The organism is Morganella sp. TYF_1 (genome assembly GCF_043105645.1).
In the GTDB taxonomy this organism is placed as follows: Bacteria; Pseudomonadota; Gammaproteobacteria; order Enterobacterales; family Enterobacteriaceae; genus Morganella; species Morganella morganii_B.
The window spans coordinates 930187-951990 of record NZ_JBICLU010000026.1 but is presented as its reverse complement, the minus strand read 5'-3'; the positions used below and the strand labels follow the sequence as shown (position 1 = coordinate 951990).

The following is a 21804-nucleotide window of genomic DNA, read 5'->3' as shown; positions in this document are numbered from 1 at the left end:
TCATGACGAATTATCAGGGGAAAGACATTGTGATTGTCGGGCTCGGTTTAACCGGGCTTTCCTGTGTGGACTTTTTTCTGTCGCGCGGCGTCACGCCGAAAGTGATGGATACCCGCACCTCCCCGCCCGGCATCGATAAGCTGCCGGACAGCGTTCAGTATCATTGCGGTGGTTTTGAAGCGCAGTGGCTGCTGGATGCCGACCTGATTATCGCCAGTCCGGGAGTGGCGGTCAGTACCCCGCAACTGCAGGCAGCGGCACAGGCCGGTGCGGAAATTATCGGCGATATCGAATTATTTGCCCGCGAAGTGACAGTGCCTGTGGTGGCGATCACCGGCTCAAACGGCAAAAGCACCGTAACCTCCCTGGTGGGGGAAATGGGACGCTGTGCCGGTCTGCGTACCGGTGTCGGCGGTAATATCGGCCTGCCGGCACTGGAACTGCTGAAAGACGATTACGAGCTCTGTGTGCTTGAGTTATCCAGTTTTCAGCTGGAAACCACGTTCAGCCTGAAAGCGGCAGCCGCCACGGTTCTGAATGTCACGGAAGATCATATGGATCGCTATCCGCAGGGTCTGGAACAGTACCGTGCGGCAAAACTGCGTGTTTATCACGACGCAGCCGTTTGTGTGTATAACGCGGAAGATGCACTGACTCAGCCGGGCTGTGATTGTGACCGGTCTGAATATGTCAGCTTCGGCGTCGAAACCGGGGATTACTGGCTGGATACCGATGAGCAGTCACTCTGTTTCTGCGGCGGGAAAATTATCAGCTGCAATGAGATGATCCTGCACGGTCAGCACAACTACTGTAATGCCCTGGCAGCCCTGGCACTGGCAGATGCGGTCAATATCCCGCGTGAAGGTGCTCTGAAAGCACTGCGCACTTACAGCGGCCTGCCGCACCGTTTTCAGCTGGTGCATGAATCTGCCGGGATCCGCTGGATTGATGATTCCAAAGCCACCAACGTCGGCAGTACCGAAGCGGCGCTGAACGGCCTGCAGGTGGACGGCTGTCTGCATCTGCTGCTCGGCGGTGACGGTAAATCAGCGGATTTCTCACCGCTGCTGCCGTACCTGAGCGGTGAAAAAATCCGTCTTTACTGCTTCGGGCGTGACGGCGCACAGCTGGCGCAGCTGCGTCCGGATGTCTCTCTGCTGACAGACACCATGGAGCAGGCCATGCGGGCGCTGGCACCGTCACTGGCTGCGGGGGATATGGTGCTGTTATCACCGGCCTGTGCGAGCCTGGATCAGTTCCGTAATTTTGAAGAGCGCGGGCGTGAGTTTGCCCGTCTGGCACGGGAGTTAGCGGCATGAAATTCCCCGGATCACAGCGTTTTAAAAACTGGATGATCGGCGAGCGTAACGGCGAGTTCAGTACGGTCGTGATGTATGACCGGACACTGCTGTGGTTTGCACTGGGACTGGCCGCGATTGGCTTTGTGATGGTGACTTCCGCCTCCATGCCGGTGGGGCAGCGTCTGGCGGATGATCCATTCTATTTTGCCAAGCGTGACGGCGGCTTCTTAATTTTTGCTTTTATTATCGCTGCGGTGATTATGCGTTTCCCGCTGGAAATGTGGCAGCGCTACAGCACATTACTGCTGATTGGTACGATCGGCGGGCTGATTGTGGTACTCGGCGTGGGCAGTTCCGTCAACGGGGCATCACGCTGGATAGCGATCGGGCCGATGCGTATTCAGCCTGCGGAAGTCTCGAAACTGGCACTGTTTGTTTATCTCGCGAGTTATCTGGTGCGCAAGGTGGATGAAGTCAGAAATAACTTCTGGGGATTCTGCAAGCCGATGGGTGTAATGTTTGTGCTGGCGGTGTTACTGCTGTTACAGCCGGACCTCGGTACCGTGGTGGTGCTGTTTGTCACCACACTGGCACTGCTTTTTCTCGCCGGTGCCAAAATGTGGCAGTTTATCGCGATTATCGGCGGCGGTGTCGCCGCCGTGGTACTGCTGATTATCGCCGAACCTTACCGTATGCGGCGTGTGACCTCGTTCCTTGATCCGTGGGAAGATCCGTTCGGCAGCGGTTACCAGTTAACACAATCACTGATGGCCTTCGGGCGCGGTGATTATTTCGGTCAGGGGCTGGGCAATTCCATCCAGAAAATGGAATACCTGCCGGAAGCCCACACTGACTTTATTTTTGCCATCCTCGGTGAGGAACTGGGGTATTTCGGCGTGATCCTGGTGCTGCTGATGGTCTTTTTTGTCGCCTTCCGTGCCATGGTTATCGGTCGCCGTGCGCTGATGATCGACCAGCGTTTTGCCGGTTTTCTGGCCTGTGCCATCGGCATCTGGTTCAGCTTCCAGGCCCTGGTTAACGTCGGTGCCGCCTCCGGTATGCTGCCGACAAAAGGGCTGACACTGCCGCTGATCAGTTACGGCGGTTCGAGTTTAGTGATTATGACCGTAGCCATTGCCTTGCTGCTGCGGATTGATTTTGAAACACGCCTGGCGAAAGCCCAGGCATTCTCAAGGAGAGCGCGATGAGTAATAAAGCCCCCCGTCTGATGGTGATGGCCGGTGGTAGTGGCGGACATGTCTTTCCGGGGCTTGCGGTTGCGCACTATTTACAGAGTCAGGGCTGGGAAATCCGCTGGCTGGGTACCCGCGACCGGATGGAAGCTCAGCTCGTGCCGAAACACGGCATTGATATCGATTTTATTGAGATTACCGGTCTGCGCGGCAAAGGCGTAAAAGCGTTGCTCACCGCACCGTTCCGTATCGCGAAAGCGATAAAACAGGCGAAAAAAATCATGCGTGATTACCAGCCGGATGCGGTACTCGGTATGGGCGGATTTGTCTCCGGCCCCGGCGGCGTGGCGGCGTGGCGTTGTGGTATTCCGGTGATCCTGCATGAGCAGAACGGTGTTGCCGGGCTGACCAACGGCTGGCTGTCGAAAATCGCCACCACGGTATTACAGGGATTCCCGGGCGCGTTCCCGCAGGCTCCGGTGGTCGGTAACCCGGTGCGTGAGGATATCCTCACTCTGCCGTCGCCGGCAGAACGGTTTGCCGGGCGTGAAGGGCCGATCCGCATTCTGGTGATCGGCGGCAGTCAGGGCGCGCGTATCCTGAACCAAACCCTGCCGGAAGTGGCCGGGATTATGGGGGATGCTGTCTGTATCCGTCATCAGGTCGGAAAAGGCAGTGCGGAAAGCACACAGGCGTTGTATAACACGCAGAATGCGTCAGACAGTGTGACTGTCACAGAATTTATTGATGACATGGTTGAAGCTTATACCTGGGCGGATGTGGTTATCTGCCGCTCCGGGGCGCTGACCGTCAGTGAGATCGCGGTGGTCGGGCTGGGCGCGATTTTTGTGCCGTTTCAGCATAAAGACCGCCAGCAATACTGGAATGCGCTGCCGCTGGAACAGGCGGGCGCGGCGGTTATCATGGAACAGCCGTCCTTTAACGCACAGGCGGTGGCAGAGCAGCTGCGTGAGTGGGACAGACCACGCCTGCTGACCATGGCGGAAAAAGCACGGAGTGTCGCGATTACCGATGCCACCAAACGGGTGGCGGATGCAATTATTGCGGCAGCAAAAAAACACTAACGAATTGATATAGCGAAGAAATAAAGTGAATACACAGCAATTGGCGAAATTACGATCCTTCATTCCGGAAATGAAACGTGTCCGGCACATCCACTTTGTCGGCATCGGCGGTGCCGGTATGGGCGGCATAGCGGAAGTGCTGGCGAACGAAGGTTATGAGATCAGCGGGTCTGATCTGGCGCCGAATGCGGTAACAAAACAGCTGACTAATCTGGGCGCGACGATTTATTTCAATCACCGTCCGGAAAACGTGGCAGACGCCAGTGTGGTGGTGGTATCCACCGCCATTTCAGCGGATAACCCGGAAATCGTGGCAGCACGTGAAGCCCGTATTCCGGTGATCCGCCGCGCGGAAATGCTCGCGGAACTGATGCGCTTCCGTCACGGTGTGGCGATTGCCGGCACGCACGGCAAAACCACCACCACGGCGATGATTTCCGGTATTTACGGTCGCGGCGGCCTGGATCCGACCTTCGTCAACGGCGGGCTGGTCAAAGCCGCCGGTGTGCATGCGCGTCTCGGCTCAAGCCGTTATCTGATTGCGGAAGCGGATGAAAGTGATGCCTCTTTCCTGCACCTGCAGCCGATGGTCGCCGTGGTCACGAATATCGAGCCGGATCACATGGATACTTATCACGGTGATTTTGAAACCCTGAAAGACACCTTTGTGAACTTCCTGCATAACCTGCCGTTCTATGGCCTGGCGGTGGTATGTATGGATGATGCGGTGATCCGTGACATCGTACCGCGCATCGGTCGTTATGTGATTACGTATGGTTTTCATGAGGATGCGGATGTCCGCATCACAGATTTTGAACAGCGTGGTTCGCAGTGCTTCTTCACGGTTCAGCGTGAGAATCTGCCTGATCTGACGGTGGAACTGAATGCACCGGGCCGTCACAACGTGCTGAATGCCACGGCAGCGATTGCGGTCGCGACAGAAGAGGGAATTCCGGATGAAGACATTCTGGCCTCTCTGCGTGAATTCCAGGGGACCGGACGCCGTTTTGACTTCCTCGGTAACTTCCCGCTGGAGCACGTCAACCAGAAAGAAGGCAGTGTGATGCTGGTGGACGATTACGGCCATCATCCGACCGAAGTGGATGCGACCATCAAGGCGGCAAGAGCAGGCTGGCCGGATAAGCGGATTGTGATGGTTTTTCAGCCGCACCGTTATACCCGTACCCGCGACCTGTATGAGGATTTTGCCAACACGCTGGATCAGGTCGATATCCTGCTGATGCTGGATGTGTATGCCGCCGGTGAACCGGCTATTCCGGGGGCGGACAGCCGTTCACTGTGCCGCACAATCCGCCAGCGCGGCAAACTGGATCCGATTCTGGTCACCGAACCGGGCAAAATTGCAGCGGTACTGGCACAGGTTCTTGAAGATAATGATTTAATACTGGTTCAAGGTGCCGGAAATATCGGTAAAATAGCGCGTACATTGGCTGACACAAAATTACGGCCGGTTTTGAGTGAGGATAATTAAGAATGACTGAAAAAGTCGCGGTACTGATGGGCGGAACATCCGCAGAACGTGAAGTCTCTCTGGCTTCAGGTGCGGCGGTGCTTGCCGGTTTAAAAGAAGCCGGTATTAATGCATTCGGGGTGGATACCAAAGAATATCCGGTGACCCGTCTGAAGGAAGACGGTTTTACCAAAGTCTTTATCGCGCTGCACGGCCGCGGCGGAGAAGACGGTACATTGCAGGGCTGCCTGGAGCAGATGGGGCTGCCGTACACCGGAAGTGGTGTGATGGCCTGCGCCCTCTCTATGGATAAGCTGCGTACCAAACAGCTGTGGGCAGGCGCAGGACTGCCGATTGCCCCGTATTTTGCCATCAGTGCGGCCCGTTTCGCGCACATCAGTGATGAAGAATTACAGCAGGGGGTGGCACCGCTGGGTTATCCGCTGATTGTCAAACCAAGCCTGGAAGGCTCGAGTGTCGGGATGTCCAAAGTGAATAATGCGCAGGCGCTGCGTCCGGCGCTGGAAGAAGCGTTCAGACACGACAAAGACGTGCTGGTGGAAAAATGGCTGAGCGGCCCGGAATTCACCGTGGGTTTCCTCGGTGAGCAGATGCTGCCGTCTATCCGCATTCAGCCGGCGGCAGTGTTCTACGACTACGAAGCCAAATATATTTCTGATGACACACAATATTTCTGCCCGGGCCTCGAAGGGGCACGCGAAACAGAAATCCGTGAGCTGGCAAAAGCCGCTTACAAAGCCGTGGGCTGTGAAGGCTGGGGCCGTGTGGATGTGATGCTTGACAGTGACGGGCAGTTCTACCTGCTGGAAGTGAATACCTCGCCGGGTATGACCAACCACAGTCTGGTGCCGCAGGCGGCGCGTCAGGCCGGCATGAGCTTCTCCGCTTTTGTGGCGAACGTTCTGGCACTGGCGGACTGATATGTCACAGGCTGCACTGAATATGCGTGAACCGGAACCGGATCCGGAGTATGAGGGTTCACGTCCCAGTAACGGCACATACCTTGCCGGGCTGCTGTTTTTCCTGATGGTGCTGGGAACGCTGGTCTGGGGTGGTCTGATGGTGCTGAACTGGATGAAAGATGCAGACCGCCTGCCGATGTCAAAACTGGTATTAACCGGTGAGCGCCATTACACGACCAATGACGATGTGCGCAAAGCGGTATTATCCCTCGGGACACCCGGCACGTTTATGACACTGGATGTCAATGACGTGCAGCAGCAGCTGGAACGGATCCCGTGGTTACGTCAGGTCACTGTGCGCAAACAGTGGCCGGACGAATTAAAAATTCATCTGGTCGAGTATGTGCCGTATGCACGCTGGAATGACTCACAGATGATAGATGACGCCGGGCGGGTCTTCAGCCTGCCGGCGGAGCTGACAGAAAAAGATTCTTTCCCGATGCTCTACGGGGCGCAGGGCAGTGAACAGGATGTTCTGAGCGGGTATCGTGAAATGGCGCAGCAACTCAGCGGGGCGGGACTGAAAATCAAATCAGCGTCCATGTCACCGCGTCATGCCTGGCAGCTGGTGCTGGATAATGACATCCGGGTTGAACTCGGACGGCTGGATACCCGGGGGCGGTTACAGCGTTTTACCGAACTGTATCCGACCCTGGCACAGGAACAGAACAAACGGGTTGATTATGTCGATCTCCGCTATGACAGTGGTGCTGCGGTCGGCTGGGCGCCATTGCAGATCGATCCTTTCGCAAACGGACATTAAGACATAACAGGTAAAGAAGGCGGGCAGAATAACAATGATCAAAGCAACGGATAGAAAATTAGTCGTCGGCCTCGAAATAGGCACCGCCAAAGTATCTGCGCTTGTTGGTGAAATTCTGCCGGACGGTGTGGTGAACATTATCGGTGCGGGTAACTGCCCGTCACGCGGAATGGACAAAGGCGGCGTCAATGATCTGGAGTCGGTGGTAAAATGCGTTCAGCGTGCCATCGACCAGGCGGAACTGATGGCGGACTGCCAGATTTCATCAGTCTATCTGGCGTTATCCGGTAAACACATCAGCTGCCAGAATGAGATCGGTATGGTACCGATTTCAGAAGAGGAAGTGACCCAGGAAGATGTGGAGAATGTGGTGCACACGGCGAAATCTGTCCGTGTCCGCGACGAGCACCGTGTTCTGCATGTGATCCCGCAGGAATATGCCATTGATTACCAGGAAGGCATTAAAAACCCGGTGGGATTATCCGGTGTGCGGATGCAGGCAAAAGTGCATCTGATCACCTGTCATAACGACATGGCCAAGAATATTGTCAAAGCCGTTGAGCGTTGCGGGCTGAAAGTGGATCAGCTGATTTTCGCCGGTCTGGCATCAAGCTTCGCGGTTCTGACAGAAGATGAGCGTGAGCTGGGTGTCTGTGTGGTGGATATCGGCGGCGGCACAATGGATATGGCGATTTACACCGGCGGCGCACTGCGTCACACCCGTGTTATCCCGTATGCCGGGAATGTGGTGACCGGCGATATCGCATATGCTTTCGGTACACCGCCGAATGATGCGGAAGCGATTAAAGTCCGTCACGGTTGTGCGCTGGGGTCTCTGGTCAGCAAAGACGAAACCCTGGAAGTGCCGAGTGTCGGCGGGCGTCCGCCGCGCAGCTTACAGCGCCAGACATTAGCCGAAGTGATTGAGCCGCGTTACACCGAATTACTCAATCTGGTTAATGACGAAATTTTGAAAGTACAGGAACAATTACGTCAGCAGGGTGTCAAACACCATTTGGCCGCTGGTATCGTGCTGACAGGTGGTGCGGCTCAGATTAACGGACTGGTTGAGTGCGCCCAGCGTGTTTTCCATACACAGGTTCGTATCGGACAACCGCTTAATATAACCGGCTTAACGGACTATGCGCAGGAACCGTATTACTCTACAGCGGTAGGGTTGCTGCATTACGGAAAAGAATCTCACCTGGTCGGCGATCCCGAGACAGAAAAACGTGCCTCGGTGAGCAGTTGGTTTAAAAAATTAACTGGCTGGCTCAGAAAAGAATTTTAATTTGTACTAAGGCTGGCGATAATAAGCGCCGGGCCATAATAAGAAAGGCACAAAACGGAGAGAGATTATGTTTGAACCGATGGAATTGACCAACGACGCGGTGATTAAAGTCATCGGCGTCGGCGGGGGCGGCGGTAACGCTGTTGAGCATATGGTCCGTGAACGCATCGAAGGCGTTGAATTCTTCGCTGTGAATACGGACGCTCAGGCGCTTCGTAAAACCGCCGTCGGCCAGACTATTCAGATTGGTAACGGGATCACCAAAGGCCTGGGTGCGGGTGCAAACCCGGAAGTGGGCCGTAACGCGGCGGAAGAAGATCGCGAAGCGCTGCGCAATGCACTCGACGGTGCGGACATGGTCTTTATCGCAGCCGGTATGGGCGGCGGTACCGGGACCGGTGCGGCACCTGTTGTTGCTGAAGTTGCCAAAGAGCTGGGCATTCTGACCGTTGCTGTGGTGACCAAGCCGTTCAACTTTGAAGGCAAAAAACGCATGGCATTCGCCGAGCAGGGGATTACGGAGTTATCCAAGCATGTTGACTCACTGATCACCATCCCGAATGACAAGCTGCTGAAAGTATTAGGCCGCGGGATCTCACTGCTGGATGCCTTCGGTGCGGCTAACGATGTGTTACGCGGCGCGGTTCAGGGTATCGCAGAACTGATCACCCGTCCGGGCCTGATGAACGTTGACTTCGCGGACGTCCGTACCGTGATGTCAGAAATGGGTTACGCCATGATGGGTTCCGGCGCGGCACGCGGCGAAGACCGTGCGGAAGAAGCCGCCGAAATGGCGATTTCCAGCCCGCTGCTGGAAGATATCGACCTGTCCGGTGCGCGTGGTGTGCTGGTTAACATCACGGCGGGCTTTGACCTGCGTCTGGATGAGTTCGAAACCGTGGGTAACACTATCCGTGCATTTGCATCGGATAATGCGACCGTGGTTATCGGTACGTCTTTAGACCCTGAAATGAACGATGAACTGCGTGTGACTGTGGTCGCGACCGGTATCGGCATGGACAAACGTCCTGAAATCACGCTGGTAACCAATAAAGCGGTGCAGACCAACAACATGGAACATCGTTATGCACAAATGCAAAACAGCATGACCAGTATGGATGACAGCAAATCAGTGGCACAGGTTGTCAACGATTCGTCAGCGCAGAGCAATAAAGAACCGGACTATTTAGATATCCCGGCTTTCTTACGCAAACAGGCTGACTAAACCGAAAAGATTTGCATCTCCGCTTTTTGTGCTAAACTATCTCCCTTGTCATTAGTTTATAATGGCAGGGAGACAGTTAATCAAACGAGACAGACACGATGATCAAACAAAGAACATTAAAGCGTATTGTTCAGGCTACGGGTGTAGGTTTACACACCGGTAAAAAAGTTACGCTGACAATGCGTCCGGCACCGGCCAATACCGGGATCATCTATCGCCGTACTGATCTTAATCCGCCTGTCGATTTTCCGGCAGATGCGAAATCCGTGCGTGATACGATGTTATGTACTTGTCTGGTAAATGAAGACAACGTACGTATTTCCACGGTTGAGCATTTAAACGCCGCACTGGCCGGACTTGGCATTGATAACCTGGTTATCGAAGTCGATGCCGCTGAAATTCCGATTATGGATGGCAGCGCAAGCCCGTTCGTCTTCCTGTTACTGGATGCCGGTATTGAAGAACTGAACAGCGCGAAGAAATTCCTGCGTCTGAAAGAGACCGTCCGTGTTGAAGATGGTGATAAGTGGGCTGAACTCTCTCCGTTTAACGGTTTCAGCCTGGATTTCACTATCGATTTCAACCATCCGGCGATCGATTCCAGCACTCAGCGCTACGCGATGAACTTCTCTGCGGAAAACTTTGTCCGGGATATCAGCCGCGCACGTACCTTCGGGTTCATGCGTGATATTGAATATCTCCAGTCCAAAGGTTTATGTTTAGGCGGAAGTTTTGACTGCGCCATCGTGGTGGATGATTACCGCGTGCTGAATGAAGACGGCCTGCGTTTTGAAGACGAATTTGTCCGTCACAAAATGCTGGATGCTATCGGTGACCTGTTTATGTGCGGGCACAACATCATTGGTGCCTTTACCGCATTTAAATCCGGTCATGCACTGAATAACAAGTTACTTCAGGCTGTTCTGGCTAAAGAGAGCGCCTGGGAACTCGTGACATTCGAGAACGAAGCACAGATGCCGGTTGCATTCCGTGCACCGTCAACCGTACTGGCGTAATCAGGTCATGGCACCACAGCTTGTTGCCCTGACCCTGACACTCCTGTCACTGACGTTATTTGCCAAATAACCGTCTGCTTAATCTGCTGCACTGGTACTCTCTCCGGCCAGTGCAGCCAATTTCTCCAGTTTCTTCCTCAGTTTCTCCGGGCTTCTCTGCGCCAGCGCCCTCAGTGAACCGGCACTTTCCGCACTCAGTTTCCGTCCCGGCCCCGTTGTCTTTTGCCCTTTGAACGCTGAATTGCTGCTTTTATCATCACCCGGTAACCCGGTTGACGATGATTTCATCAATGACGGATTGATTTTGATGTCGATAGCCGATAATGATGGTAAAATCTCCCGGCGCAGTGCAGAACGCAGCGCGGGAAGTTCGTAACGCAGCCGGGTCATCTGCGCGGCGTTAGAGACTTCCAGAATTAACAGTTGTTTGCGATAATTAGCCACGCGGCAATGTGGTTTGAGCATCGCGGGCAGCAGCGCCAGAACGGCGCGGTTGAGTTTAAGTAACACGACAGCACGCTGCTGAATACTTTTAAGGGTATTATTATCCTTAGTCCCGCTTTCCAGCAGGCTTTCAAGGGAAACTGGCTGACTGTCGCGCATCACATATACTCCGGATCTCGTGAGGGAAACACTATTTTAAATCTTTGGCGGCAATTTGGCAGGCGTTATTTCTGGTGCCATCTCTTTATCGGGATTGTGGCGACCGGTTTTGGCCTGCCTGCAGTCCTGAGTAATGGTGATGTTACCACAGCCGGTGCCGGGACAACACAAAACCGCCAGAGTCAGGCATTATCCGCCTTTGACAGCCTGTTCCTGCAAAGCAGCCAGCCGGCGAGAACCTCACAGAGCATCAATTACTGGCAGCAGCACGCTGTCCGTAATGTTATCCGCCAGATTTCCTTTGCGTTTTCCTGTCCGGAAGATGCCTCAAAAGATAATACCCCGGCAGAAGACCGGCATGATGGCGCCGCGCAAAATATGCTGGCGGCACTGTATGCCATTCTGACCGACTCCCCGGCACTGCCTGTTTATCATCCGGCTGTCATGCCGCAGCGCATTGCCGCAGATAACCCGTCCCCGTCTTTTTCGGTTCAGTGGATTGCCCGCACCGGCGGCATCCGTGCCGGTCCCGTACAATCAGCGTAGTTCCTCAACGACATTATTAACACATTCGATTATTAACAAGGCCTGATTGTGCCTGAACAGAGACGTCTATTATGCTGGTAAAATTACTGACCAAAATCTTCGGCAGCCGGAATGACCGTACTTTACGCCGCCTGCGCAAATCCGTGGAAGCTATCAACCGGATGGAACCTGAGTTCGAAAAACTCAGTGATGATGAATTAAAAGCCAAAACACAGGAATTCCGTGATCGCCTGGCCAAAGGTGAATCCGAGCAGGATATCCTGCCGGAAGCATTTGCCACGGTACGTGAGGCGAGTAAGCGTGTATTTGGTATGCGTCACTTTGATGTCCAGCTGATCGGCGGCATGGTGCTGAACGAACGCTGCATCGCTGAAATGCGTACCGGTGAAGGTAAAACGCTGACCGCGACACTGCCTGCTTACCTCAACGCCTTGTCCGGTAAAGGGGTTCACGTGGTCACAGTGAACGACTACCTCGCCCAGCGTGACGCCGAAAACAACCGCCCGCTGTTTGAATTCCTCGGACTGACCGTCGGCATCAACCTGCCGGGCATGCCTGCACCGGCCAAACGCGAAGCGTATGCCGCGGATATCACTTACGGTACTAACAACGAATACGGTTTTGACTATCTGCGTGACAACATGGCGTTCAGCCCGGAAGAGCGTGTTCAGCGTAAACTGCACTACGCGCTGGTGGATGAGGTTGACTCCATCTTAATCGATGAAGCCCGTACCCCGCTGATTATCTCCGGTCCGGCAGAAGACAGCTCTGAGCTGTACATGAAAGTGGATAAACTGATCCCGCGCCTGGTTCGTCAGGAAAAAGAAGATTCCGACACCTTCAAAGGCGAAGGCCACTTCTCTGTGGATGAGAAAACCCGTCAGGTCACACTGACTGAGCGTGGTCTGGTGCTGGTGGAAGAGCTGCTGTCTGAAGCCGGTCTGATGAACGAAGGTGAATCCCTGTATTCACCATCCAATATCATGCTGATGCACCACGTTATGGCGGGTCTGCGTGCGCACTCCCTGTTTGTCCGTGATGTGGATTATATCGTCAGCGAAGGTGAGGTGATCATCGTCGATGAACACACCGGCCGTACCATGCAGGGCCGCCGCTGGTCTGATGGTCTGCATCAGGCGGTGGAAGCCAAAGAAGGTGTGGAAATCCAGAATGAAAACCAGACACTGGCTTCTATCACCTTCCAGAACTACTTCCGTTTATACACCAAACTGGCCGGGATGACCGGTACAGCGGATACGGAAGCGTTTGAATTCAGTTCAATTTATAAACTCGATACTATTGTTATCCCGACTAACCGCCCGATGATCCGTAAAGATTTACCGGATCTGGTTTATATGACCGAAGCGGATAAATTCAATGCCATCATTGAAGATATCCGTGAGCGTACTGCTGCCGGGCAACCGGTGCTGGTGGGGACTATCTCTATCGAGAAATCAGAGCTTATCTCCAACGCACTGAAAAAAGCCAAAATTGAACACAGCGTACTGAACGCTAAATTCCACGCCATGGAAGCGGATATCGTTGAACAGGCGGGTCGTTCCGGTCATGTGACTATCGCCACCAACATGGCAGGTCGTGGTACGGATATCGTGCTGGGCGGCAGCTTACAGGCTGATCTGGCTGCGCTGGATGAGCCGACAGAAGAGAATATCGCCGCAGCGAAAGCGGCATGGCAGGAGCGTCACGATGCCGTTCTGGCAGCAGGCGGCCTGCATATCATCGGTACTGAGCGCCATGAATCCCGCCGTATCGATAACCAGTTACGTGGTCGTTCAGGCCGTCAGGGGGATGCCGGTTCTTCCCGCTTCTACCTGTCTATGGAAGATGCGCTGATGCGTATTTTTGCCTCTGACCGTGTTACCGGCATGATGCGTAAACTGGGTATGAAAGAAGGTGAGGCGATTGAGCATCCGTGGGTAACCAAAGCGATTGCCAACGCACAGCGCAAAGTGGAAAGCCGCAACTTTGATATCCGTAAACAGCTGCTGGAATATGATGATGTGGCAAACGACCAGCGCCGTGCTATCTATACCCAGCGTAATGATCTGCTGGATAACGGCGATATCAGCGAAACCATCGACAGCATCCGTGGTGATGTCTTCACAACGGTTATCGATGCATACATTCCGCCGCAGTCTCTGGAAGAAATGTGGGATATCCCGGGGCTGGAAAAACGTCTGGAACAGGATTTCGACTTACATCTGCCAATCAAAGAGTGGCTGGATAAAGAGCCTGAGCTGCACGAAGAAACCCTGCGTGAGCGCATCCTGGAGAAAGCGGTCGAGGTGTACAAAGCCAAAGAAGAGGTTGTCGGCGCTGAAATGATGCGTCACTTCGAGAAAGGCGTGATGCTGCAGACGCTTGATACACTGTGGAAAGAGCATCTGGCGGCAATGGATTACCTGCGCCAGGGGATCCATCTGCGCGGTTATGCACAGAAAGATCCGAAGCAGGAATACAAGCGTGAATCTTTCTCCATGTTTGCTAACATGCTGGAAGGTCTGAAATATGAAGTGGTCAGCACCATTTCCAAAGTTCAGGTTCGCATGCCGGAAGAAGTGGAAGCGCTGGAACAGCGCCGTCGTGAGGAAGCTGAACGTCTGGCGCAGCGCCAGCAGCTCAGCCATGAAAATGACAATACCGCGCTGATGACCAAAACAGAAGCTGAAATGGCATCCGGTGTCCGCAAAGTCGGCCGTAACGATCCGTGCCCTTGCGGTTCCGGTAAGAAATACAAGCAGTGCCACGGTGCACTGAAATAATCAGTCCTGACAGACGATTAGCATAAAAAGGCGGGGAAACCCGCCTTTCTTCTGTAAATAAAACGGACACAAGATGATGGAAAAAAAACACTTACGTATTGCCGCCGGCGTTATCCGTAATGCAGAAGGCGATATTTTTATTGCTCAGCGTCCGGCTGAATCCCATATGGGCGGTTACTGGGAGTTTCCCGGCGGAAAGCTGGAAGCCGGAGAGTCACCGGAACAGGCGCTGGTACGGGAGCTGGAAGAAGAACTGGGTATTGTGGCGGTTCCCGGCGAACTGTTGCAGACGGCAGAACATGAATTTCCGGATCGCCTGATCACCATCTATTTCTTCCTGGTGGAAGAGTGGCAGAATGCGCCGTATGGCCGCGAAGGTCAGCCATCCCGCTGGGTAAAACAAACCGCCCTGATTGCTGAGGAGTTCCCGCCGGTCAACCGGGGAATTGTGGCACTGCTGACGGAATAAGGTTCAGATATACGGACGGCGGCTGTTTTGTTCAGCCGCCGCCGGGTTAATCAGTACGGTGAACTGTCTTCCGGTTCACTCCAGGCTTCACTGTCAGAAAGGTCACTCTGGCTGGCAATCCGTTTTTCTTCCGCCGCCCATTCCCCGAGATCAATCAACTGACAACGTTTGCTGCAAAACGGGCGGTACGGGCTTTCCGGTCCCCAGATAACCTCTTTTTTGCAATTCGGACAGTTAACGATAATAGCTTCTGACATAACATCCTCCCCTGTCAGCAACAGGCAATTTCAAACGGTAAAGTAGCCGGTATTATACCGTGTTCGCTGTCAGTATGCAGGAAGCGTATGGCAAAACGTGTTTTATGACCGGAGACCTGCGGGTAAATCTGAAAATTAACCGGAAGGCGCAGACGCAGTAAGTCGGCACCTTCTGCGTTATCCTGATAAAAACCGTTGTGGCTTTCAGCGGCAACAAACGGTGCGGACTGACGCAGCAGCGTCAGCAGGCTGCTCAGTGCATTATGCAGCGGTTGCAAACCGTCAATCCAGGCAGCCTGCGTGGTATCACGGACACTTTGCGGCAGGTTCAGCCACAGATGAAGGTAGGGCAGGTCAAAGCCGCAGCAGCCGCCCGGAATACTCAGCCGCTGGCGGACAATGCTGATAATTTTATCTTCTTTCAGGTGCTGGGCGATACGGGGGGCTTTGCTCAGTGCCGTCGATTTTTGTTTCAGTTCGTCAGAAAAACCACGGATCAGCGCCTGGTCAGCATTAGGCGCTTCTGCCCACATGGCCAGTTTCTTTTGCTGTTTTTCCAGCTCTTTTAAAATTTCCGAACGGACTTCACCGCGATCAGTCACTTCAATAAACTCTGCGACAGCCCGGAAAAACGCCAGGCTTGACGGCAGAGAATCCAGTGGTGACAGCGTGCTCATTTGCTGAAGTGATGTTTCAATACGCAGCCATGAACGGGTTCGTTCGTTTAAAGGGTGTTCAAAAATAACTGACTGACGGATTTCGCTCATGGGTGTTCCTGTTCTGGCTGACGGGCCAGTGCTGTATAAAGTTCGTGCAGTGCAAGGACGCGGGGCATCAGCGGCTCATCGTTATCATGATTTGTCAGGATATCATCGGCAACGGCCAGACGTTGTTCACGGGATGCCTGCGCCCGCAGAATATTTTCGGCATGCTCTGCGGAAACACCGTCACGGCGCATGGTCCGGGCTATCTGCTCATGCGGATGGATATCCACAACCAGCACGCGATCCGCAAGGGAAGCAAGGTTATTTTCAACCAGCAGAGGAACCACCCAGAGGGCATAAGGGGCGGTGACATTATTCAGCTGACGTTGGGTTTCCTGATGGATAAGCGGATGCAGTAACTGATTGAGCCATGTTTTTTCTGCCGGGTCTGCAAAGATTTTCCGGCGCAGTGCTGCTCTGTTCAGGGTGCCGTCTGCAGACAGAATCTGCTGGCCAAAATGATCAGTAATAGTCTGCAACGCCGGTGTTCCCGGTTCCACCACCTGACGGGCAATAATATCCGCATCTGTCACAGGAACCCCGAGACGGGCAAACATATCCGCAACAGTGCTTTTTCCGCTGCCGATCCCGCCGGTTAACGCAACAATATAAGCCATTGTATCTTGTCCTGATTGAAACAACGGGTAAATTGTACCTGATGAAATTAATTTCGCCTATGACAAATAAGCGATTAATACAGAGATATTTCACAGGTTTGAATTTTTTAATCCTGTTTTTTAAATTATGAATAGTTTATCAGACTAAAACTTCACCGAGCCGGAATAAAGGTAAATACATTGCAATTAATAAAACAGCAATGAGAATTGCCGGAAGAATAAACAGCAGTGGTTGCAGTATTTTAAAAAATGCCTGAATTTGGTTTAAGGCGAGAGATTTAAACCATTCTGCAATATAAGGAAAAATATGCCCGAATTGCCCGCTGGCTTCACCGGTGGCAACCAGTTCATGGCAAAGCGCAGGGAATACCCCGGATTTTTTAATTGACTGACTGAATGATTTTCCGTTAAGCAACTCTTCACGTATTACGGTGAGTGACGTTTTATATAATGGATGCGTGGTTGTCATAATAAGTGTATTAATACCTGAAATGAGTGTAATACCCGATTGCTGTGTCATTGCCAGCACCTGAAAAATATGAGAGACATGATGACAGATAATAATATTACCGATAAACGGAATACGCAGAATACAGGCTGATTCTGTTTTTTTAACATTGGGGTATTTCCGGCGAAATATATGATAAATAAATATAATTATTGTCATCAGACTCAATGCCGGCATTGTGTCACCGGCAATAATGCCGGAAATTCGGATCAATTGCCGGGTCAGTACCGGGAGTTCCGCATCAAATGATGCATATATTTTTGCGAATTCAGGAATTACAAACAGAAACATTAATGTGACCATCAGTGAGCTGACAATGAATAGTGCGGCGGGATAACGCACGGATTTGATTAATGTGGCCCGGTGATCACGGTTGCTCTGGATATGCTGTGAAATAGTGTGCAGACACTCCGGTAATTTACCGGTTTCCTCCCCGACGGTAATCATCTGACAGTAAAAGGAATCAAATAAGCCGGGATACGCCGTTATTCCCTGTGTGAGGGTTTTCCCTTGTTGCAGTTGCCTGATAAGCGCGCGGATCACTTCTTCCCAGAGCAGATGACGGCATTCGCCGGCCAGCAGCGAGAGGGCTTTCAGTAACGGTAATCCTGATGTCAGTAAGGTTGTCAGTTGCCGGGTAAAATAGCAGATACTGCTTTTCTTTCCGCGAATAGGTCAGCCGTTTGCGGCAGCAGAGGGAAACAGGTGTGATGCTCTGCGAAATCAGCTGATTGACAGCATTATTCTCTGATGACGAAATAACCGTTCCGGTCACCACGCTGCCGGCAGATGTCAGGCCGGACCAGTCATACAGCCGGTAAAATTGCATGGCATCACTCCTGTTGTCGGCGGATATTAAATATCCTGCATATGGTAAATCTCACTGAGGGTGGTTACGCCGGTTTCTGCCAGTCTGACGCCGGCGTCAAACAGTGAGCCGGGTAACTCACCGGCAGCGGATGACGGTGCATGCTGCGGTGTCAGAAATGCAAAACAGGCTGTACGGCCGTAATAGCCGGAAAAACAGTGATCACAGCCGTTTGCCTGCCACGGGGTGAAGTGATGTGTTTTTCCGCCGCTTAGTATGACGGTCTCCGTTTCCTGTTTTTGTGTTTTACAATGCGGGCACAGCATGCGGACCAGACGTTGTGCAATAATCAGTTTGATACAGGTTTTCATGAAATACTCATCAATACCCAGCTGCCGCAGCCGTGAGAACGTATCTTCCGCAGAATTGGTATGCAGGGTGGACAGCACCAGATGCCCGGTATGCGCCGCTTTGACAGCCATTTCCGCCGTGGCTTTATCCCGGATCTCTCCCACCATAATAACATCCGGATCCTGGCGAAGCAGGGCACGGAGGATGGCGGCAAAGCCCAGTTCAATCTTCGGGTTTATCTGAGTCTGAGTGATCCCCCGCAGCGGAATTTCGACCGGGTCCTCAACACTGCAGATATTCCGGTTATTCTGATTCAGATACTGCAGGCAGCCGTAGAGTGTGGCGGTTTTGCCGCTGCCGGTGGGGCCGGTCAGTAAAATGATACCGGTGGCACTGCTGAGCCCGGTATGCAGTGTTTCCAGTTGCGGGGTTGTCAGTCCTGATTTTTCCAGCGCCAGGTTCTGTGTGGTGCTCAGCAGGCGCAGTACCACTTTTTCACCGTAAATGGTCGGCAATGTGGCAACGCGGACAGCATAGCGGGTGCTATTTTCCAGCCATTCAAACTGCCCATCCTGGGGTAACCGTTTTTCGGCAATATCGAGACCGGCAATAATTTTGATACGGATAATGATTTCCCCGCTGATTTCCGGCGGCGGGGAGTTCAGCGTATGCAGTTGTCCGTCGATTCTGGCACGGATCCGGTAGCCCTGCTGTGCCGGTTCGATGTGAAGGTCGGATGCCCGTTTAATGATAGCCCCGGCAATCAGCTGGTTAACAAACCGGACTGCCGCTGATTGTTGTTCTGCCGGCCAGGTATCCGTGTCCGGCGGTTGCCTGGAATCCTGTACCGGAGGCGGGGCAGGCGGCAATGGTGAATCTGCGGCTGTGACGCTGTTACCGGCACCGGCAGAGACCGGTGTCTGTGCTCCGGCAGTGATACCGGGGAACAGTACCGGCTCGGGCAGCGCGGTATTGCGGCGGCAGTAGGCCAGTTTTTCGCGGTGCCACAATTCAATATCAACCCGTTTACCGGCCAGAAACCGGATAGCGGACACAACATCCCTGCGCGGCTGTTGTGCGGCAGCAACTCTGACGGCATCCGGATTATAGTCAATCAGCATCAGTTCATTGCGTTCACACAGTGCATGAACTTCAGCCAGCAGAAGTTGTTCTTCCCCGCCGGAGCGGGTAACAGGAGACAGTGTGCCTGTTTGCATAATGAATTCCTTTTCATGTCAGTAGTTACTTGATGACGTCAAGACAGATTTTTTTCAGTGCCTCTTCTTTGGTCTCACAGACGGTAGTCCAGACAGTGATACCGTTATGCGGTTTTTTTGCCGGTGTTGTGCTGACAGTCAGCGCAGCCAGTGAGCTGTTCCCGAGCACAGTCACAACACCGTTTTCCGCTTTGGCGGATTTGATATAGCGGCCCGGCGAATCAGCCGGGATAGTGCCTTGTCCGCTGCTGCATCCGGCAAAAGCGGGGCTGTCAAAACTGCACAGCTCCACACCGGTTTTAAAGGCGGTCACCGTGCGCAGCACATCAATCAGTGCCGCCTTCCGGATATAGTTCTGATAGCCGGGAACCGCAATGGCACTGAGGATCGCCACAATGGCAACCACCACCATCACCTCGATTAATGTGAAACCGTGCTGGTTCATACTGATGCTCCTTTTGTGTCAGTAAACGGGGTACTTATTTAGCGTGATGCACTCTATTCAATGACGGATCGGCAAAAAAGAGAGGTCTCCGGATTTCTCGGCACAGATGGAAAACTACGGTGTAACAACTGAAAACGGCAGATTTTTTTTCGGTCTGACACGCAGAAATCAGCCGTAAAAAATCAGCACTCCCCGGAGAGGGGGGAAGACACGTATACTGTGCGGCACACCATGATATTTGTTATGTGATTCAATAACGGTTTTTTGCTCAGGAGAACGAATGGATATTCAGGATGGCTGGCTGACCACAGCGCGCCGGGTTATCTCACCGCATCACGATACCCGGCCGGAACAGGTGACTCCCCGTTTACTGGTGATCCACAATATCAGTCTGCCGCCGGGACAGTTCGGCGGCCCGTATATCGATCAGCTTTTTCAGGGTACGCTGAACCCGGATGCGCATCCGTTTTTTGCAGAAATACAGGCGCTGCGGGTTTCCGCACATTGCCTGATCCGCCGGACCGGAGAAATTGTGCAGTATGTGCCTTTTGATGCGCGGGCCTGGCATGCGGGGGTTTCCTGCTATCAGGGCACGGAAAAGTGCAATGATTTTTCTGTCGGTATTGAGCTGGAAGGCACCGATACCCAACCTTTCACCGATGAACAGTACCGGGCCCTGGCGGCGGTGACACAGGTGCTTTTGGCGCATTATCCGCACATGAACGGGCATATCACCGGGCACAGCGATATTGCGCCGGGACGTAAAACGGATCCCGGCCCCTGTTTCGACTGGAAGCGATACAGGGATTCACTGAATCCGGCAGACGTTCCGGCTGGATAACCGGCAAAATTACGCAGATATGACTGAGATGAAATTTTCCTGTTTAACCGTTCCCTGCTAGAATCAGTATTCCGGTAATTGTTGCGAATTGAATAAGTTTGATAACAATAGTCATAGCAGAGACGGTCTTGTTTGCCGTCATAACCTAAAAAACCGGCATGTATGTGCGGTAAAAATGCACAAAATAAGACTTTATATTCAGCAAATTGGTCACTGTAACGGTTCAGTTTGCGTATTTATCTGAATTTTAAACGTTAAATTCTGTAACATTCACGATGCAGCATTTAAACGTATCAGTTATCAATTTATGCTAAAATTTAAAAAAAATTGTTAAAACTTGCGGGTTTTTATGATTTAGCTCAAGGTCTTTATAGACAGTTGGTGAATACTTTGTTACTTTAAGACCCTGTAAAAGAAATTGGTATTACCAATTGACTACAAAACCCATGAAGCAATATTTATCCATGTTGATGGTTCTGATACAAATATGGCTTACAGCAAAATCCGCCAACCAAAATTAGCCGACGTGATCGAGCAGCGGCTGGAGCACTTAATCCTCGACGGCACTCTGAGCCCGGGGGAGAAGCTGCCGCCTGAACGCGAGCTGGCCAAACAGTTCGACGTCTCACGTCCCTCACTGCGCGAAGCAATTCAAAAACTTGAAGCGAAAGGCTTTCTGCTGCGCAGACAAGGTGGCGGCACATTTGTACAGAGCAATCTCTGGCAAAGCTTCAGTGACCCGCTTGCCCAGCTGCTGGAAGGGCACCCCGAATCTCAGTTTGATCTGCTGGAAACCCGTCATGCCCTTGAGGGTATCGCTGCCTATTATGCCGCACTGCGGGGAACCGAAGCGGATTTTGTCCGTATCACCAACAGCCATCAGGCCATTGCCGATGCCCGCGACGCCGGGGATGTGGAAGCCGAATCTCAGGCTGTGCTGCAATATCAGCTGATTGTCACAGAAGCCGCACATAATGTGGTGCTGTTGCATTTGCTGCGCTGTATGGTGCCGATGCTGGAAAAAAATATCCGGCAGAACTTTGAATTCTTATATACCCGGAAAGAGATGCTGGCGATGGTCAGCGAGCACCGGGAACAGGTATTCCGGGCCATTATGAGCCGGTCGCCGGAGCTGGCGAGGGAAGCATCCCACCGCCACCTGGCATTCCTGGAAGACGTATTGCTGGATATGAGTCGTGAACACACCCGCCGGGAACGTTCACTGCGCCGTCTCCAGCAGTATACCGAATAAATCAGTAATGGTTTT

General features: G+C 52.9%; 22 protein-coding genes and 1 pseudogene. 14 read left to right on the top strand and 9 right to left on the bottom strand.

Annotated elements, in window-relative coordinates:
* The first annotated feature begins 2 nt into the window (after positions 1–2).
* From murD to lpxC, 9 genes are all read left to right on the top strand, one after another.
* Complete coding sequence (gene murD / locus ACF8OF_RS18085; RefSeq protein ID WP_274370583.1) at positions 3–1319, top strand: UDP-N-acetylmuramoyl-L-alanine--D-glutamate ligase; 1317 nt, start codon at positions 3–5, stop codon at positions 1317–1319.
* Complete coding sequence (ftsW, locus tag ACF8OF_RS18080) at positions 1316–2509, top strand: cell division protein FtsW (RefSeq protein ID WP_262861438.1); 1194 nt, start codon at positions 1316–1318, stop codon at positions 2507–2509. Before murD ends, ftsW begins: the two co-directional genes overlap by 4 nt.
* Positions 2506–3579, top strand: coding sequence for an undecaprenyldiphospho-muramoylpentapeptide beta-N-acetylglucosaminyltransferase (gene murG, locus ACF8OF_RS18075; protein WP_392497309.1), 1074 nt, complete (start codon positions 2506–2508; stop codon positions 3577–3579). The genes ftsW and murG overlap by 4 nt, the downstream gene beginning before the upstream one ends.
* Before the next feature lie 25 nt (positions 3580–3604).
* Entirely contained in the window at positions 3605–5071 is a 1467-nt protein-coding gene (gene murC / locus ACF8OF_RS18070; RefSeq protein WP_262863995.1) for a UDP-N-acetylmuramate--L-alanine ligase, read from the top strand.
* Positions 5072–5073: 2 nt separating this feature from the next.
* Positions 5074–5991, top strand: a complete 918-nt coding sequence (locus ACF8OF_RS18065) for a D-alanine--D-alanine ligase (RefSeq protein ID WP_392497308.1) — start codon at positions 5074–5076, stop codon at positions 5989–5991.
* Between the two features lies 1 nt (position 5992).
* Entirely contained in the window at positions 5993–6796 is an 804-nt protein-coding gene (ftsQ, locus tag ACF8OF_RS18060; RefSeq protein WP_262882190.1) for a cell division protein FtsQ, read from the top strand.
* A 34-nt stretch (positions 6797–6830) separates the two neighbouring features.
* A complete protein-coding gene (gene ftsA, locus ACF8OF_RS18055; RefSeq protein WP_392497307.1) occupies positions 6831–8087 on the top strand; it encodes a cell division protein FtsA in 1257 nt (418 codons plus the stop codon).
* Between the two features lie 67 nt (positions 8088–8154).
* Positions 8155–9312: a cell division protein FtsZ gene (gene ftsZ / locus ACF8OF_RS18050; RefSeq protein ID WP_025152782.1), complete on the top strand. Its 1158-nt coding sequence runs from the start codon at positions 8155–8157 to the stop codon at positions 9310–9312.
* A 98-nt stretch (positions 9313–9410) separates the two neighbouring features.
* Positions 9411–10328, top strand: a complete 918-nt coding sequence (gene lpxC / locus ACF8OF_RS18045) for a UDP-3-O-acyl-N-acetylglucosamine deacetylase (RefSeq protein ID WP_025152783.1) — start codon at positions 9411–9413, stop codon at positions 10326–10328.
* A gap of 78 nt (positions 10329–10406) precedes the next feature.
* Here lpxC and ACF8OF_RS18040 read toward each other — a convergent pair whose 3' ends face one another.
* Positions 10407–10931, bottom strand: a complete 525-nt coding sequence (locus ACF8OF_RS18040) for a DUF721 domain-containing protein (RefSeq protein WP_392497306.1) — start codon at positions 10929–10931, stop codon at positions 10407–10409.
* Between ACF8OF_RS18040 and secM the strand changes: the two genes are divergently transcribed.
* The 3 genes from secM to mutT all read left to right on the top strand — a co-directional run bounded on the left by secM (position 10917) and on the right by mutT (position 14729).
* Positions 10917–11477, top strand: a complete 561-nt coding sequence (secM, locus tag ACF8OF_RS18035) for a secA translation cis-regulator SecM (protein WP_347815225.1) — start codon at positions 10917–10919, stop codon at positions 11475–11477. The genes ACF8OF_RS18040 and secM overlap by 15 nt on opposite strands.
* Positions 11478–11548: 71 nt before the next feature.
* Positions 11549–14260: a preprotein translocase subunit SecA gene (gene secA / locus ACF8OF_RS18030; protein WP_279796706.1), complete on the top strand. Its 2712-nt coding sequence runs from the start codon at positions 11549–11551 to the stop codon at positions 14258–14260.
* A gap of 76 nt (positions 14261–14336) precedes the next feature.
* Positions 14337–14729 carry an 8-oxo-dGTP diphosphatase MutT gene (mutT, locus tag ACF8OF_RS18025; protein ID WP_046894615.1) on the top strand — a complete coding sequence of 131 codons (393 nt, stop codon included), beginning with the start codon at positions 14337–14339 and terminating at the stop codon, positions 14727–14729.
* A gap of 50 nt (positions 14730–14779) precedes the next feature.
* On the opposite strand, the gene yacG is transcribed toward mutT, so the two are convergent.
* From yacG to ppdD, 8 genes and pseudogenes are all read right to left on the bottom strand, one after another.
* On the bottom strand, positions 14780–14986 hold the full coding sequence (gene yacG / locus ACF8OF_RS18020; protein WP_025152788.1) for a DNA gyrase inhibitor YacG: 207 nt from the start codon (positions 14984–14986) through the stop codon (positions 14780–14782).
* Positions 14987–15000: 14 nt separating this feature from the next.
* A complete protein-coding gene (gene zapD / locus ACF8OF_RS18015; RefSeq protein WP_392497305.1) occupies positions 15001–15753 on the bottom strand; it encodes a cell division protein ZapD in 753 nt (250 codons plus the stop codon).
* Positions 15750–16367, bottom strand: coding sequence for a dephospho-CoA kinase (gene coaE / locus ACF8OF_RS18010; protein WP_392497304.1), 618 nt, complete (start codon positions 16365–16367; stop codon positions 15750–15752). Before coaE ends, zapD begins: the two co-directional genes overlap by 4 nt.
* A gap of 139 nt (positions 16368–16506) precedes the next feature.
* Positions 16507–17178 carry a type II secretion system F family protein gene (locus tag ACF8OF_RS18005; protein ID WP_392497303.1) on the bottom strand — a complete coding sequence of 224 codons (672 nt, stop codon included), beginning with the start codon at positions 17176–17178 and terminating at the stop codon, positions 16507–16509.
* Positions 17179–17205: 27 nt separating this feature from the next.
* Positions 17206–17457, bottom strand: a pseudogene (locus ACF8OF_RS18000) (type II secretion system F family protein); the annotation flags it as partial.
* Entirely contained in the window at positions 17339–17704 is a 366-nt protein-coding gene (locus tag ACF8OF_RS17995; protein ID WP_392497302.1) for a hypothetical protein, read from the bottom strand. The pseudogene ACF8OF_RS18000 and the gene ACF8OF_RS17995, both read right to left, overlap by 119 nt.
* 26 nt (positions 17705–17730) lie before the next feature.
* Positions 17731–19251 carry an ATPase, T2SS/T4P/T4SS family gene (locus ACF8OF_RS17990; protein ID WP_392497301.1) on the bottom strand — a complete coding sequence of 507 codons (1521 nt, stop codon included), beginning with the start codon at positions 19249–19251 and terminating at the stop codon, positions 17731–17733.
* Between the two features lie 25 nt (positions 19252–19276).
* Positions 19277–19696 (bottom strand): prepilin peptidase-dependent pilin, encoded by a 420-nt coding sequence (ppdD, locus tag ACF8OF_RS17985; RefSeq protein ID WP_392497300.1) that lies wholly within the window; start codon positions 19694–19696, stop codon positions 19277–19279.
* Between the two features lie 280 nt (positions 19697–19976).
* Here ppdD and ampD point away from each other — a divergent pair, with 280 nt between their 5' ends.
* Positions 19977–20537 (top strand): 1,6-anhydro-N-acetylmuramyl-L-alanine amidase AmpD, encoded by a 561-nt coding sequence (gene ampD / locus ACF8OF_RS17980; RefSeq protein ID WP_262862259.1) that lies wholly within the window; start codon positions 19977–19979, stop codon positions 20535–20537.
* A 487-nt stretch (positions 20538–21024) separates the two neighbouring features.
* Complete coding sequence (gene pdhR / locus ACF8OF_RS17975) at positions 21025–21789, top strand: pyruvate dehydrogenase complex transcriptional repressor PdhR (RefSeq protein WP_392497299.1); 765 nt, start codon at positions 21025–21027, stop codon at positions 21787–21789.
* Positions 21790–21804 lie beyond the last annotated feature (15 nt).

Excerpts from the sequence above, each read along its gene's own strand:
- ACF8OF_RS17995 (WP_392497302.1), bottom strand. The coding sequence starts at position 17,704 with ATGCAATTTTACCGGCTGTATGACTGGTCCGGCCTGACATCTGCCGGC.
- pdhR (WP_392497299.1), top strand. The coding sequence starts at position 21,025 with ATGGCTTACAGCAAAATCCGCCAACCAAAATTAGCCGACGTGATCGAG.
- ftsW (WP_262861438.1), top strand. The coding sequence starts at position 1,316 with ATGAAATTCCCCGGATCACAGCGTTTTAAAAACTGGATGATCGGCGAG.
- ftsA (WP_392497307.1), top strand. The coding sequence starts at position 6,831 with ATGATCAAAGCAACGGATAGAAAATTAGTCGTCGGCCTCGAAATAGGC.
- coaE (WP_392497304.1), bottom strand. The coding sequence starts at position 16,367 with ATGGCTTATATTGTTGCGTTAACCGGCGGGATCGGCAGCGGAAAAAGC.
- ppdD (WP_392497300.1), bottom strand. The coding sequence starts at position 19,696 with ATGAACCAGCACGGTTTCACATTAATCGAGGTGATGGTGGTGGTTGCC.
- ampD (WP_262862259.1), top strand. The coding sequence starts at position 19,977 with ATGGATATTCAGGATGGCTGGCTGACCACAGCGCGCCGGGTTATCTCA.
- ACF8OF_RS18040 (WP_392497306.1), bottom strand. The coding sequence starts at position 10,931 with ATGCGCGACAGTCAGCCAGTTTCCCTTGAAAGCCTGCTGGAAAGCGGG.
- murD (WP_274370583.1), top strand. The coding sequence starts at position 3 with ATGACGAATTATCAGGGGAAAGACATTGTGATTGTCGGGCTCGGTTTA.
- ftsQ (WP_262882190.1), top strand. The coding sequence starts at position 5,993 with ATGTCACAGGCTGCACTGAATATGCGTGAACCGGAACCGGATCCGGAG.
- zapD (WP_392497305.1), bottom strand. The coding sequence starts at position 15,753 with ATGAGCGAAATCCGTCAGTCAGTTATTTTTGAACACCCTTTAAACGAA.
- ACF8OF_RS18065 (WP_392497308.1), top strand. The coding sequence starts at position 5,074 with ATGACTGAAAAAGTCGCGGTACTGATGGGCGGAACATCCGCAGAACGT.
- yacG (WP_025152788.1), bottom strand. The coding sequence starts at position 14,986 with ATGTCAGAAGCTATTATCGTTAACTGTCCGAATTGCAAAAAAGAGGTT.
- ACF8OF_RS17990 (WP_392497301.1), bottom strand. The coding sequence starts at position 19,251 with ATGCAAACAGGCACACTGTCTCCTGTTACCCGCTCCGGCGGGGAAGAA.
- mutT (WP_046894615.1), top strand. The coding sequence starts at position 14,337 with ATGGAAAAAAAACACTTACGTATTGCCGCCGGCGTTATCCGTAATGCA.
- secA (WP_279796706.1), top strand. The coding sequence starts at position 11,549 with ATGCTGGTAAAATTACTGACCAAAATCTTCGGCAGCCGGAATGACCGT.
- murG (WP_392497309.1), top strand. The coding sequence starts at position 2,506 with ATGAGTAATAAAGCCCCCCGTCTGATGGTGATGGCCGGTGGTAGTGGC.
- ACF8OF_RS18005 (WP_392497303.1), bottom strand. The coding sequence starts at position 17,178 with ATGGTCACATTAATGTTTCTGTTTGTAATTCCTGAATTCGCAAAAATA.
- ftsZ (WP_025152782.1), top strand. The coding sequence starts at position 8,155 with ATGTTTGAACCGATGGAATTGACCAACGACGCGGTGATTAAAGTCATC.
- lpxC (WP_025152783.1), top strand. The coding sequence starts at position 9,411 with ATGATCAAACAAAGAACATTAAAGCGTATTGTTCAGGCTACGGGTGTA.